Annotated in this window: 9 protein-coding genes; 6 read left to right on the forward strand and 3 right to left on the reverse strand. The window is 47.4% G+C overall.

Features of this window, described 5'->3' with window-relative positions:
* Window positions 1–21: 21 nt before the first annotated feature.
* Window positions 22–2,727, reverse strand: coding sequence for a pyruvate dehydrogenase (acetyl-transferring), homodimeric type (gene aceE / locus RGU72_RS07620; RefSeq protein WP_322119158.1), 2,706 nt, complete (start codon window positions 2,725–2,727; stop codon window positions 22–24).
* 437 nt (window positions 2,728–3,164) lie between these two features.
* On the opposite strand from aceE, the gene folD reads away from it, so the two are divergent.
* The 6 genes from folD (at window position 3,165) to RGU72_RS07650 (ending at window position 9,242) form a co-directional block, all read left to right on the forward strand.
* The gene (folD, locus tag RGU72_RS07625) at window positions 3,165–4,010 is read left to right on the forward strand and encodes a bifunctional methylenetetrahydrofolate dehydrogenase/methenyltetrahydrofolate cyclohydrolase FolD (RefSeq protein ID WP_322119159.1); all 846 of its coding nucleotides are present in this window, start codon (window positions 3,165–3,167) and stop codon (window positions 4,008–4,010) included.
* Window positions 4,011–4,057: 47 nt separating this feature from the next.
* Entirely contained in the window at window positions 4,058–6,121 is a 2,064-nt protein-coding gene (locus RGU72_RS07630) for a M3 family metallopeptidase (RefSeq protein ID WP_322119160.1), read from the forward strand.
* Between the two features lie 26 nt (window positions 6,122–6,147).
* Window positions 6,148–6,786, forward strand: coding sequence for a glutaredoxin family protein (locus tag RGU72_RS07635; protein ID WP_322119161.1), 639 nt, complete (start codon window positions 6,148–6,150; stop codon window positions 6,784–6,786).
* A 76-nt stretch (window positions 6,787–6,862) separates the two neighbouring features.
* A complete protein-coding gene (locus RGU72_RS07640; RefSeq protein WP_322119162.1) occupies window positions 6,863–7,309 on the forward strand; it encodes a DNA polymerase III subunit chi in 447 nt (148 codons plus the stop codon).
* A 60-nt stretch (window positions 7,310–7,369) separates the two neighbouring features.
* Window positions 7,370–7,774, forward strand: coding sequence for a hypothetical protein (locus RGU72_RS07645; protein ID WP_322119163.1), 405 nt, complete (start codon window positions 7,370–7,372; stop codon window positions 7,772–7,774).
* 163 nt (window positions 7,775–7,937) lie between these two features.
* The gene (locus tag RGU72_RS07650) at window positions 7,938–9,242 is read left to right on the forward strand and encodes a D-amino acid dehydrogenase (protein ID WP_322119164.1); all 1,305 of its coding nucleotides are present in this window, start codon (window positions 7,938–7,940) and stop codon (window positions 9,240–9,242) included.
* Between the two features lie 631 nt (window positions 9,243–9,873).
* Here the strand turns inward: RGU72_RS07650 and RGU72_RS07655 are convergent.
* Entirely contained in the window at window positions 9,874–11,433 is a 1,560-nt protein-coding gene (locus RGU72_RS07655; protein WP_322119165.1) for a thioredoxin family protein, read from the reverse strand.
* 234 nt (window positions 11,434–11,667) lie between these two features.
* The gene (locus RGU72_RS07660; RefSeq protein ID WP_322119166.1) at window positions 11,668–13,749 is read right to left on the reverse strand and encodes a 3-hydroxyacyl-CoA dehydrogenase NAD-binding domain-containing protein; all 2,082 of its coding nucleotides are present in this window, start codon (window positions 13,747–13,749) and stop codon (window positions 11,668–11,670) included.
* Between the last annotated feature and the right edge of the window lie 250 nt (window positions 13,750–13,999).

Raw genomic sequence — 13,999 nt, forward strand, 5'->3', positions numbered from 1 at the left:
AACTAAATTAACCCAGTTAACTTAGACAGTGACCGGATTAGGTTTGTCTGCGTTGATGCCGTACTTTTCAATAGCCTGGGCAACAACAGAGGCAGACAACACACCTTCATCAGCCAAGGTTTTGAGTGCAGCGATCACCACGAAATAGCGATTGACCTCAAAGAATTCACGCAATTTTGCACGGCTGTCAGACCGACCAAAACCATCCGTACCCAAGACTTTGTAGCTACGACCTTTTGGAATGAAGGCGCGTACTTGTTCCGCAAAGGTACGCATGTAATCGGTAGAAACGATTATCGGACCTGCCGTATCTTTTAAGCATTGCGTAATATGAGCCACACGCGGCTCTGCCGTTGGATGCAACATATTCCAACGTTCTACATCCTGACCATCACGGGCTAATAAAGTAAAGCTTGGTGCAGACCAGACATCAGCCGCGATACCAAAATCATTTTGCAACAATTCTGCTGCAGCAATCACTTCGCGCAGTATCGTGCCAGAGCCCATCAGTTGTACTCGGTGCTTGGTCACGCTCTCGGATTTTTGCAACAGGTACAAACCTTTGATGATGCCTTCTTCTTGTCCCTCTTTCAGTCCCGGATGGCTGTAGTTCTCATTCATCAGCGTGAGGTAGTAAAACACATCTTCCTGATTTGTGACCATACGGCGCAAACCATCATGCATGATGACCGCGACTTCATGTGCGAACGTCGGATCGTAAGGTACGCAGTTTGGTATGGTCGAAGCTAATACATGACTGTGACCGTCCTCATGCTGCAAGCCTTCGCCGTTCAGAGTGGTACGGCCGGCGGTACCGCCTAACAAGAAGCCGCGAGCACGCATATCCCCGGCGGCCCACGCCAGATCACCAACGCGTTGCAGACCAAACATGGAGTAGTAGGTATAAAACGGAATCATCACGCGGTTGTTGGTCGAGTATGAGGTCGCAGCGGCGATCCATGAACTCATACCACCCGCTTCATTAATCCCTTCTTGCAAAATCTGACCAGCTTTATCTTCGCGGTAATACATCACCTGATCTTTATCGACTGGCTCATACAATTGACCAACCTGACTGAAGATACCGATCTGGCGGAACAAGCCCTCCATACCAAATGTGCGGGACTCATCGACCATAATTGGTACGACACGCGGCCCCAAGCTTGCATCGCGTAATAAGGCAGTCAAAATACGTACATACGCGGCAGTGGTAGATATTTCACGACCTTCAGCGGTCGGTTCCAGCATCGCTTTAAATGCCGACAACTCAGGGACGATCAGTTCTTCATCGGCTTTTTGACGGCGTTGTGGCAAATAGCCGCCGAGCGCCTTACGACGTGCTTGCAGGTACTGCATTTCTGGCGTGTCGTCAGCAGGTTTATAAAAAGGAATACCTGGCAAATCTGCATCAGCGATTGGCAGTTGGAAACGATCGCGCATTGCTTTAATCGCTTCATCGTCCAGCTTTTTGGTGTTATGCGCCGTGTTACGTGCTTCACCCGATTTACCAAAACCAAAACCTTTAATACTCTTGGCCAAGATTACGGTCGGTTGCCCTTTATTTTCTTGTGCCACTTTAAATGCAGCATAAATTTTGTGGGGATCATGTCCACCGCGAGTCAGGCGCCAGATGTCGTCATCTGACATTTTGCTGACCATTTCCAATAACTTGGGATGCTTGCCAAAGAAGTTCGCACGAACATAAGCGCCATCTTTGGCTTTGTAATTCTGGTACTCGCCATCGACAGTTTCCATCATGACTTTTTGCAAGATACCGTCTTTATCTTTAGCGAGCAACTCATCCCAACCGCTACCCCAGATCACTTTCACCACATTCCAGCCTGCGCCACGGAAATCTGATTCCAGCTCTTGAATGATCTTGCCGTTGCCACGTACCGGACCATCAAGACGTTGCAAATTACAGTTGACGACCATCACCAGATTGTCCAGTTGTTCGCGACCCGCCATACCAATCGCACCCATAGATTCTGGCTCATCCATCTCACCATCACCGCAGAATGCCCAGACTTTACGCTTCTCAGTATCAGCGATACCACGTGCATGTAGATACTTCAGGAAACGTGCCTGATAAATCGCCATTAAGGGACCAAGGCCCATTGATACAGTTGGGAACTGCCAAAAATCTGGCATCAGTTTTGGATGCGGGTACGACGACAAACCCTTGCCATCGACTTCGCGACGGAAATGGATCAGTTGATCTTCGGTTAAACGGCCTTCTAAAAAAGCGCGGGCGTAGATACCTGGAGATGAATGGCCCTGGATATACAGTAAATCGCCACCGTGATCTTCGGTCGGCGCATGCCAAAAATGGTTGAAGCCAATACCCAGCATATTAGCCAGTGAGGCAAAACTGGATAAATGACCGCCCAGATCACCATCAACGCGATTGGCCTTAACTACCATTGCCATCGCATTCCAACGCATCATAGAGCGCAACCGCTCTTCAATTTCCAGATTGCCGGGGCAATGCTCACCCAGGTGGGCCGGGATCGTATTGACATAAGCCGTGTTGCTGGAAAACGGGATATGGGCACCGCGACGACGTGCCAGATCCACCATGCGCTCCATTAGATAGTGCGCCCTTTCCGGACCTTCTTTATCGATCACAGACTCCAGCGCGTCAAGCCACTCGGAGGTTTCCATAACATCGGGATCATTGACGGCTTGCGCCAAAACTTGGTCGATCTGGGGTGAAGAAGTTGACATCTGCTGGGTCTCCTGATAATGCGCTTTCGAAGCGAAGCGCGGTGGCGTATCGACAAATTAGTGCTTGTTTTTAAATCATAATAATTCTTTGCGGAGGTATTTTAACAGCAGTTTTTAATTTTTCAAATAGCGATATTTGATTTCATAATGTGATATTTTGGTTGCGGTGCAATATAACTTAGGACTTACGTAAAATTGTCTTGGCAAGGCGTCGCGATGACGACAGTAATCTAAGCTGGGGCGGTTTGGCGTAAGTCCCACACTGTAAAAATTAGACGTCCAATGGTTATGTGCCTCCTAGCCTGTTTTTGGCTTGGAGGCACATAACCATTGGACATTCATTTTCAAACTTTTAATATCTCCAGCGAGTCAATGTTCTCCAGCAACACAGCGCATAATTTATAATCTCGGCTTGATCTTCTTTTGCAAAGCCCACCATGACTGCCCATATCATCAGCGGAACACAGCTCTCCCAAGAAATTCGTACCGAAGTCACACAACGAGCGGCAGCACTCACAGCGCAAGGCAAACAACCCGGTTTGGCGGTGATTCTGGTAGGTGAAAATCCAGCGTCGCAAGTGTATGTGCGCAACAAAGTCAAAGCCTGCGAAGACTGCGGCTTTTACTCTGTGTTAGAAAAATACGATGCCGGTTTGAGCGAAACCGCCCTGCTCGCGCATATCGCAAGACTAAACAATGACAGTAAGATCAACGGTATTTTGGTGCAATTACCTTTGCCAGCGCATATTGATGCGAATAAAGTGATTGAAGCGATTGCATCAGAAAAAGATGTAGACGGATTTCATATCAGCAATGCAGGCCTGCTGATGACGGGGCAACCGCTGTTCCGCCCTTGCACACCGTATGGCGTGATGAAAATGCTGGAATCAATCGACTACCCTATTCGCGGTGCCAACGCAGTCGTCGTCGGCGCATCCAATATTGTCGGTAAACCACAGGCAATGTTGCTCTTGCAAGCGGGCGCGACCGTCACCATCTGTAATTCTAAGACACGCGATTTAGGCTCCCATACCCGCAACGCCGACATTTTGGTGGTCGCCACTGGCAAGCGCAACATCGTGACTGCTGATATGGTCAAACCGGGTGCAGTAGTATTGGATGTCGGGATGAATCGTGATGAAGAAGGCAAATTATGTGGTGACGTTGATTACCTTCATGTCAAAGAGGTCGCTGGCTACATCACTCCCGTCCCTGGCGGTGTGGGCCCAATGACGATTACGATGCTATTGGTCAACACGATAGAAGCCGCAGAACGCCTTTAAGAACTCCTCAAGAATTTAAACGAATTTAAAAGCTGACTGGAACAACAATGACGCAACAAAATCCCCTGCTTGACTTTAGCGATTTACCACGCTTCGATGCCATCAAACCTGAGCACATAACGCCAGCGATTGCCTTGTTATTGGAAGAAAATCGTGCAGTGGTTGCACAACTGGAGGCGGCAACAGATCCCGTCACGTGGGACAATTTTGTTGAGCCTTTAGAAAACGCGACAGAAAAACTCGGTCGCGCCTGGGGCATTATTGGTCACCTCAACGGTGTTGCAGATACGCCAGAATTACGTGCCGCGTATAACGAGAACCAGCCCATTATCATGGAGTTCTGGACCGCTTTGGGTCAAAACCTTGCGCTGTTCGACAAGTACAAAGCCTTGCAATCTAGCCCGGAATTTGCACACTTTACGCCAGCAAGACAAACCATCGTCAACAACGCTGTACGCGATTTCCGTCTGGGTGGAGCCGAATTATCGGACGACAAAAAAGTCCGCTATGCAGAAGTACAAGAAAAACATGCCGCACTTTCTACTAAGTTTTCAGAAAACGTACTAGATGCAACTAATGACTACAGTTTGTTCATCGATAATCTGGACGAGTTAAAAGGCTTGCCTGACGATGTGTTACAAGCAGCAAAATCGGCTGCTGAAAAAGACGGTAAGCCGGGTTGTAAATTTACGCTGCATTTCCCGTCTTATTTCCCACTACTGCAATACGCAGATAATCGTGCCCTGCGCGAAACGATCTACCGCGCCAATGCAACCAAGGCATCTGAGTTAGGAAGCAATCCCGAGTGGGACAACACTGAGATCATGACTGAATTGCTAGCCTTGCGCCAGGAAGAAGCTCATTTGCTGGGCTATCACAATTTTGCCGAGGTATCGCTGGTGGCCAAGATGGCAGAAACGCCAGCGCAGGTCAGTCATTTCTTATTAGATCTGGCGAACCGCGCCCGCCCTTTTGCAGAAAAAGATTTAGCGGAGTTACGCAGTTTTGCTAAAGATCAATTGGGCATCGATGATTTGCAATCCTGGGATACGACTTACGCCTCGGAAAAACTGCGTGAACAACGCTATGCTTTTTCTGAGCAAGAATTGAAACAATATTTCCCAGAGCAGCAAGTCGTCGCAGGCTTGTTCAATGTGATCGAAACCTTGTTTGCAGTAGAAATTTGGCTAGACCATGCGCCAAGCTGGCATCCTGATGTCAAGTTTTATCGGCTAGAAAAAGCTGGCAAACTCGTCGGACAGTTCTACCTCGACTTATATGCACGTAGCGGTAAACGAGGCGGCGCATGGATGGATGATGCACGTGGCCGGCGCCGTACTGCCACCGGTATACAAACGCCAGTCGCATATCTGACCTGTAATTTTAGCGAGCCAGTCACGACTAACGGTGTGACCAAACCTGCCCTGTTCACGCATGATGAAGTGATTACACTGTTCCATGAATTTGGTCATGGGCTGCATCATTTATTGACGCAAGTCGAGGAGTTGTCCGTTTCGGGCATCTCCGGCGTGGAGTGGGATGCGGTCGAATTACCATCTCAGTTTATGGAAAACTTCTGCTGGGAATGGGATGTTTTGCAAGGGATGACAGCTCATGCAGAATCAGGCGAGCCATTGCCGCGCGCGCTGTACGACAAAATGATTGCTGCAAAAAACTTCCAGTCAGGTATGCAGACCCTGCGTCAGGTCGAGTTTTCTTTATTTGATATGCGTCTGCATGATGCGATTGGCTCTAACCAGCAGCAAAATGTACAAGCGATTGCAGATGCGGTACGAGCACAAGTGTCGGTATTCAATCCACCAGCGTTTAACCGCTTTCAGCATTCTTTCAGCCATATCTTTGCAGGCGGTTATGCAGCGGGTTATTTCAGCTATAAATGGGCAGAGGTTTTGTCTGCCGATGCGTATGCGGCATTTGAAGACGCCAGCGCAGCGGAAGGCAGTACACTGTCACGTAAAGTGGGACAACAATTTCAGTCACAAGTATTAGAAGTCGGCGGCTCGCGTCCAGCACTAGAATCTTTTAAGGCGTTCCGTGGCAGAGAGCCTGCGATTGACGCGCTATTACGCCACAGTGGCATGGCTGCCTGACGTTTATAGAGAACACGGAGAATATGATGAAACAGCAAATATCAATACCTACCCGGCTCTTACTAATCAGCACAGTGTTAGGTGTATTCGCCATGGGCAGTGCCCAGGCGCAGTTATATAAGTGGGTTGGTGCGGATGGCAAAGTCACTTACAGCGACGTACCGCCGCCACCTTCTGTGAAGCAAGTGCAAACCAGATCACTGGATAGCGGTGAACCTGCCAGTAATTTGCCGCCCGAGTTAGGCGCCGCAGCAGCAAAAAACCCGGTGACGCTCTACACAGGTCCCGATTGCAGTCCTTGCAACGAAGGGCGCGCTTTTCTGAAAGGAAGCGGTATTCCTTTTAAAGAAAAAACGGTCAAATCCGATGACGATGTAAAAAAACTCAAAGAAGTGAGTGGAGATACTCAGCTGCCAGTATTAGTTATTAACAGTAGCAAATTCCGAGGTTTAGATACCAGTGAATGGCGTACCGCGCTCAGTAGTGCGGGCTATCCAGAAACGGACAAACTGCCAAAAGATTTCAAATATTCAGCAGCAGAAGCGGCCGCACCAACACCAGCTGCAAAACCCAAGGATGCTGCCAATAATGGGAACAGCAGCAAAGCACGGCAAAAAAATCTGCCTCCGGCTAACACCAATAATGAAGGCGGATTCCGTTTTTAAGCTTAACTTTTAGGTTCAAGAGCTTCGCTGCAACAATAAAATGACAATAAAATAAAAACAAATTTAAAGATCAAAAATGATGCGGATTGATTTCCATAGCAATGTACCCGACAAGCTGAACTACACATGCCGCCTGATCCGTAAGGCCAGAGCGGCAAATTGTCAAGTGGTAGTATTTGATAGCAACCGGGCACAGTTAGATGCGCTGAATAGTGCGCTATGGACGTTTTCAGAAATCGACTTTTTACCGCATGTGATGCAGGGCGATGCACTGGCGACTCATACACCAGTGATCTTGACGGATGACGTCACAGCGATATTTCCGCATCATCAGTTATTGATTAACTTAACGGCAACTACACCCAGCCATTTTGATCAGTTTGAACGCATGATAGAAATCATCGCAACGGACGATGCCGCTACCGCCGCAGGACGGGAGCGTTATCGCTTTTATCAGCAACAAGGACATACTTTATCCCACACCAATGCCAATGCGCCTAACGGCGCTGCAAAAGTAAGGTAATTAAGTACAGCAGAGTAAGCTAAGTTATTCCCCACAGCCCTTCATAAGTTATCACGTCAAATGAGCAATCAAATCGATGCCAGTATTCCGGTACTTACCGAAATTATTCAACCCGGCACGCAATTCTCCCCGGCAGTCGCCCCTGGCACTGCGACGATAGCTGCGCCAGTCAACCAGATTACTGGATCAGACGTAGTATCGAACACAGCACCAACAGCAATGCAACTCAGCGAAGAAGACTGGCAAAAGCTAGAGCAAACCTTAAGAGAAAATGTATTACGTCAGGTGTTATCAAGAGTTGATTTTGTGCTGGAGCATCGTGTACGCGATAGTCTCGCTGATGTATTACAAACCGCCGTCGAGAGCCTGGCAATCGAAATTCGTGGTGGTTTACACAAAACAATGGAAGAAGTAATCACCCGTGCGGTGACACAAGAGATCACTAAAGTCAAAATTACAAAATAAAAAATAATTTTCGATTATTTTTGTTTTATAAACACAATTCAAAAAATTACTTTTAAAAATAAAAACATTTGCCCTCTGATTGATTGCATTAATAAGCAATAACTTTCTACAATCTCGCTATCGCGAATTCCTCGCAAAACTGTCGCTCTAGGAGATTCTCCCCATGAAAGTTATCGTTCTCGGCTCTGGCATTATCGGCACCTCTTCTGCCTGGTTTCTCAAAAAGCAAGGTCATGATGTTACTGTGATCGAGCGTCAGCCCGGTGCGGCACAAGAGACCAGTTTTGCCAACGGCTGCCAGATCTCTGTCTCTCACGCCGAACCCTGGGCGAATCCTTCAGCACCACTTAAAGTCTTAAAATGGTTAGGCAAAGAAGACGCGCCTTTACTATTCCGCCCACGGGCAGAATGGTTGCAATGGCTCTGGGGCATGAGTTTTTTACGCGAATGCACACCAGGGCGCACAGCAGACAACATCCGCCAAATCGTGGCGATTTCTGAATACAGCCGTCAAACCTTGCAAGCAGTTCGTGCTGAAACAGGCATCGACTACGACTGTCTAACCAAAGGTATTTTGCATTTTTATACTGACAAAAAAGAATTTGATGACTCCTTACCAGCCGCAAAATTGATGCGCGATCTCGGTTGTCAGCGTGATTCAATCGGCGCAGACGAAGTCGTACGCATCGAGCCAGCACTTGCCAGTATTCGGGACAAAATCGTCGGTGGCGATTACACAGAGACCGATGAGTCCGGCGATGTCTATAAATTTACTAGCGGCTTAGCTAAAAAAGCTGCCGAAGCAGGTGTCGATTTCCAATTTAATACTAGCGTTACTCGCTTACTGACCGAGGGCAGCGGCTCGTCGGCTAAAGTTGTCGGCGTCGAAGTCATTGATGCAGAAGGCCGTCATAAAGTCTTGCGCGCGGATTCTTTTGTAATGGCAATGGGCAGCTTCTCACAGCCATTGTTAAAGCCTTTGGGCGTCAATCTGATGATTTATCCAGGCAAAGGTTATTCCGCTACCTACCAGATCACCAATCCTGACGAAGCACCAACGGTTTCGTTGACTGATGACGGCTATAAATTAGTTGTGTCGCGCCTGGGTGACCGTTTGCGCGTTGCCGGCACTTGCGAGGTCAACGGCTATGGCCGTGATTTAAATACGGCTCGTTGCGAAGCAATTACCCGCCGCACCCGCGAATTATTCCCGAACGCCTGCGACTACGAGAATCCAACCTACTGGACCGGTTTGCGTCCGTTGACACCATCCAATGTGCCATACATCGGCAAGACCAAATACAGCAATCTTTACCTCAACACAGGTCATGGCACTTTGGGTTGGACAATGGGTGCGGGATCAGGTCGCGCGATTGCAGATATCGTTTCTGGACACTACCCTGAAGTTGATTTTGCCTTCACTGGCATCGCCAGACGCAACCCTGGCAGAATATTGTTGCCGGCATAAACGCTAGATGAAATCAAGTTACTTGCCTGGTATTCAGCGAATTAATTAGCAAATTAATTAGCAAATTAATTAGCAAAAAGCCTTATAGATCATGATGGTCTATAAGGCTTCTTATTCGTCTTACAATGCAACAAGTGCGACTGAATAATACGAAAATAATACCGAGAAACAGATAAGCGTCTGGACATTTTCAGCTCATCTTACGATATAAACAGGACTGGATGATTACGCGCGCCAATGGCATACTTGTAGTATGTATATATTAATTGTCCATGTAATCATTGGACGATGACTCAATTTTAAAATGGAAAATGGGGAGTATATTAAACCCAGATTTTCCATTGGAACAGCGACATGTGTGCCTTTGGCGAACTGACTGGCTAGACGCGACGACGACGCAAGCTGCATCTTGCTAGGAGGAGCAACAACGCCAAGCAGTTCGCCAAAGGTGCAATTGTCGCTGTAGCGTTCCCACTCAAATCGCGGTGGTGCTGTCCCTCTGAAGACCGCACGCCGTCTGCGTTTTTTGCGAAGTGGTAGCGGTCTAATGGAAAATCTGGGTCAAATAAATCCGTAATCAAAACATCGACCCACAACGCATCGACCCAAATGATTACGGATAAAAAACTAATTAAGATTTTGTACTTACCAATACCGACTGACAGGCTGCACGTTGCGGATCGCTCGCTGGTAATTTGCCACAAATGCCGTCAAGCTGGCTGCGTACTTTTTGGAACGACGCCTGATGCTTGCCATTTTTATTCCAGTCCATCAGCTTTTTACCCATCCGGTCCAGCGAGGAACGGTTACGCTCATAAAACGCATTTTCAGTTGCGCCAATTTCTGACAATACACTTTGAGTCGCCTTCTCAATGCGTGCATCTTCAGTCGGTGCCAACTCAATCAAACTATTCACATAGCTAGCGCCCCATTGCAGACGTGTGGCAGGACCTTTTGCCGCATTGTAGGCTTGCTCGTACCAATTGACAGCGGCGGTCTTGTCACCACGTTTTTTTGCATTAGATGCGAGACTGGACATAAAGTAATACGGAGAATGAGAGCGCTTTAATTCAGCTTTCAACAAATTATCTGACTCATCCATCATGCCTGCTGCACCAAACGCATGTGCCGCAGCGTTGACGACTGACTGGCGCTCGTAGGCATCGGTAGTCGCCTGCTCAATTTGTACTACCCGCTTTTGTATATCTTTTAGAAATGCGGCATCAGGCTTGGCATTATCTAGCGTTGCCAAAGTGGCCAAACCATTAATTGCTCCCAACCGATCCGTCTTCGATAAGCTGGCGTCATCTGCGAGCTTGACTAATGCAGCATTGAAGGTGGCGACTAATTGATTGCGTAAATCGGATTTAGCACTCGTCAAAAATTCGACCAGTTCACCCGGTACGCCAGTCACCAGATCCATGTTGTCACGAGCGTTTTTTTGATCGGCTAATGCTTTAGTCAGTTTATCTAAGGCCTTCGTTTTATCAATACTTACTTTTACTGAGCCAGGAGATGCGCTCGCGGTAATCGCTAAAGCCTTGAGGTAAAAACGTGTCGCATTAGAAGGATTTGGACTCAGCTCTGACAAACGCAGGAGCGTTGCAACGACATCTTTGCTGCTGACCAATTTCTGTTCAGGATCATCCCAAGAATAATCTGCCAGCAAGCTCCAGTCCTCTGCGCTGATTTTTTTACTCCCAGCAAGCGCCAGCTTCAAACTATCTTGCACAGATAAACTGCTGTTCATCGCCGAGGTCAGTACTTGTAAGTAGCGGTCAGAGTCAACTTCGCCAGGAAGGCGCGTGATTTCAGTGCCATCTGGCTTAAATAAAATCATGGTGGGATAACCGCGTACCTTGAAGCGCGCCGCTAATTTTTGCGCACTTGGCGTATCGCCATCCAAATACACAGGGATAAAATGACGGGAACGGTCAATAAAATCCTGACGATTAAAAATCGTTGCTTTGACCTGATTACAAGGCGGGCACCAAACTGCTCCCCAATACAAGAACAAAGGTTTTTTAGCTAATTTAGCTTGGGCAAAGGCAGCGTCAACATCGTTATCTTTGCGCCAGTCAATCCCACTGTGATCGGCGCTGGCTGCGACAGAACTAGATTTGTCTGTCGCCGCAAACAATGGAGACGCCACCAAAAATAAACTAGCGATAAGAGCAGATTGAATTTTCATAAGTAACCAGAATAGTAAATGACACTAAAGATGAGTGTTTAAGTGTAACAAATATAGTGAAAACAAGGCTACCTCCAAAATGCGATCCTATTGGATTGGAATGATTAGGCACAATCAATTGCAAGTTGACACTCTTTAACTAGCGTCTTTAATCTTGGATTAAAAACAAAAATGCGCAGGTTTTACGCTGCGCATTTTATATTTCAACTGAAATTTCAACTACTTAATATTTGTTTAACCGTTGAAGCTTTTTCCTTCTACTGCCAGCTTTGCCAGCAACGGTGCTACTTTCCATGCGTCGCCGTGACGACCTTTGGCGTATTTATCCATCGCCATGACGACATTTGGCAAACCAACAGTGTCAGCGTAGAACATCGGGCCACCGCGATGCAAAGGGAAGCCGTAGCCGGTTAAGTAGACCATATCGATATCTGATGCACGGGTAGCGATGCCCTCTTCTAGGATGTGTGCGGCTTCGTTGACCAATGCGTAGATCAAACGTTCAACAATTTCCTGATCGCTGACTTTGCGACGCTCAACACCAAGATCGGCAGAATGCTTGACGATCATGTCGTTGACGATTTGCGATGGATACGCTTTACGGTCGCCCGGTTTGTAGTCATACCAGCCTGCACCTGTTTTTTGACCATAGCGTCCTAACTCACAGAGTAAATCTGCAGTTTTGGAATAGGTTACTTCTGGTTTTTCTACATAGCGGCGTTTGCGAATATACCAACCAATATCATTACCAGCCAAATCGCCCATGCGGAATGGACCCATTGCAAAGCCCATTTTTTCGACCGCTTTATCAACCTGCTCCGGTGTGCAGCCTTCTTCCAGCAAGAAACCGGCTTGACGGCTGTATTGCTCGATCATACGATTACCGATAAAGCCATCACAGACACCAGACACTACGCCGGTCTTCTTGATTTTTTTGGACAAGGCCAAGGTCGTAGCGAGCACGTCTTTTGCGGTTTTTTTGCCACGGACGATTTCTAACAATTTCATCACATTGGCTGGGCTGAAGAAATGCGTTCCGACGACATCTTCCGGACGTTTGGTAAAACTAGCGATCTTATCGACGTCCAGTGTGGATGTGTTCGACGCGAGTATCGCACCAGGCTTCATAACCTCATCCAACTTTTTGAATACCTGCTCTTTCACACCCATGTCTTCAAATACGGCTTCTACTACGATGTCCGCTTGGCCGATGGCTTCGTAAGACAAAGTACCAGTGATCAGCGCAACACGCTGGTCAAATTTTTCTTGCGTCAGCTTGCCTTTTTTCAAGGTATTTTCGTAATTTTTACGAATCGTTGCCAAGCCTTTGTCCAATGCTTCTTGCTTCATTTCTAGAATTTGTACCGGGATGCCGGCATTAGCAAAGTTCATCGCAATGCCACCGCCCATCGTACCTGCACCGATCACGGCAGCAGATTTGATTGGACGAACTGGAGTATCTTCCGGTACATCAGGTAGTTTGCTGGCGGCACGCTCACCGAAGAAGGCATGACGCAAAGCTTTAGATTCTGTGGTCTGAACCAACTCAAGAAATAGTTCGCGCTCAAATTTAATACCATCGTCAAACTTGTGCGTGATGGAAGCCGCAACGGCTTCGACACATTTCAATGGAGCAGGGAAAGGTCCTGACATGGCACGCACAGTGTTGCGTGAGAACTGTAAAAAGGCTTCGTAATTTGGATAGTTAACTTTAATGTCACGTACTTTTGGCAAAGGTCGCACATCCGCGACTTTAGCCGCGAATGCTAGCGCACCTTGCATCAGATCGCCCTCGATCATTTCATTGAACAGGGCTGTTTTTGCCAACTTTTCAGAAGGAATAGCAGTTCCGGAAACGATCATGTTCAGGGCCATTTCCAAACCTAATACGCGTGGCAAACGCTGCGTACCGCCCGCCCCCGGCAAAATGCCGAGTTTAACTTCTGGCAGAGCGATTTGTGCGCCAGCGATAGCGACACGATAGTTACAACCCAACGCCAATTCCAGACCACCGCCCATGCAGACAGAATGAATCGCAGCGATAACAGGCTTGCTGGAACCTTCCACCACGTTGATCACCGTATGCAGCGTTGGCTCTGCCATGGCTTTAGGTGAATTGAATTCTTTAATGTCCGCACCACCAGAAAACGCTTTGCCCGCGCCCGTGATGATAATTGCTTTAACCGCGTCATCGTTTAAGGCTTGCTTCATGCCCTCAACAATCGCACTGCGCGTGGAGTGACCCAAACCATTCACAGGGGGATTATTTAGCGTAATGACGGCAACATTGCCGTTGACTTGATATTCTGCGCTCATGTCTCTTCCTAAAGGTTGAAATGTTATTGATTTGGCAGGCTTAGATAAGCTATTTAACCAGTACAGTGCAGATCACTGCCAGATTAAAACTATTGCATTAAATAATGCTTTAGTTTCATTCACCGACATTCACTATACCGCAAAATAGTACGATCGTATTATTTCAACATAAAAATTTTTTAAACATCAACTATTCGACATACTCCCCTTAAAAACAAGGAAAGTATGCCGATTGTCCAGAGAATCATTG

This window comes from Undibacterium sp. 5I1 (genome assembly GCF_034314085.1).
In the GTDB taxonomy this organism is placed as follows: domain Bacteria; phylum Pseudomonadota; class Gammaproteobacteria; order Burkholderiales; family Burkholderiaceae_D; genus Undibacterium.

Bases quoted from the DNA above. Each gene is read 5' to 3' on its own strand.
- aceE (WP_322119158.1), bottom strand. From the start codon at position 2,727: ATGTCAACTTCTTCACCCCAGATCGACCAAGTTTTGGCGCAAGCCGTC.
- folD (WP_322119159.1), top strand. From the start codon at position 3,165: ATGACTGCCCATATCATCAGCGGAACACAGCTCTCCCAAGAAATTCGT.
- RGU72_RS07630 (WP_322119160.1), top strand. From the start codon at position 4,058: ATGACGCAACAAAATCCCCTGCTTGACTTTAGCGATTTACCACGCTTC.
- RGU72_RS07635 (WP_322119161.1), top strand. From the start codon at position 6,148: ATGAAACAGCAAATATCAATACCTACCCGGCTCTTACTAATCAGCACA.
- RGU72_RS07640 (WP_322119162.1), top strand. From the start codon at position 6,863: ATGATGCGGATTGATTTCCATAGCAATGTACCCGACAAGCTGAACTAC.
- RGU72_RS07645 (WP_322119163.1), top strand. From the start codon at position 7,370: ATGAGCAATCAAATCGATGCCAGTATTCCGGTACTTACCGAAATTATT.
- RGU72_RS07650 (WP_322119164.1), top strand. From the start codon at position 7,938: ATGAAAGTTATCGTTCTCGGCTCTGGCATTATCGGCACCTCTTCTGCC.
- RGU72_RS07655 (WP_322119165.1), bottom strand. From the start codon at position 11,433: ATGAAAATTCAATCTGCTCTTATCGCTAGTTTATTTTTGGTGGCGTCT.
- RGU72_RS07660 (WP_322119166.1), bottom strand. From the start codon at position 13,749: ATGAGCGCAGAATATCAAGTCAACGGCAATGTTGCCGTCATTACGCTA.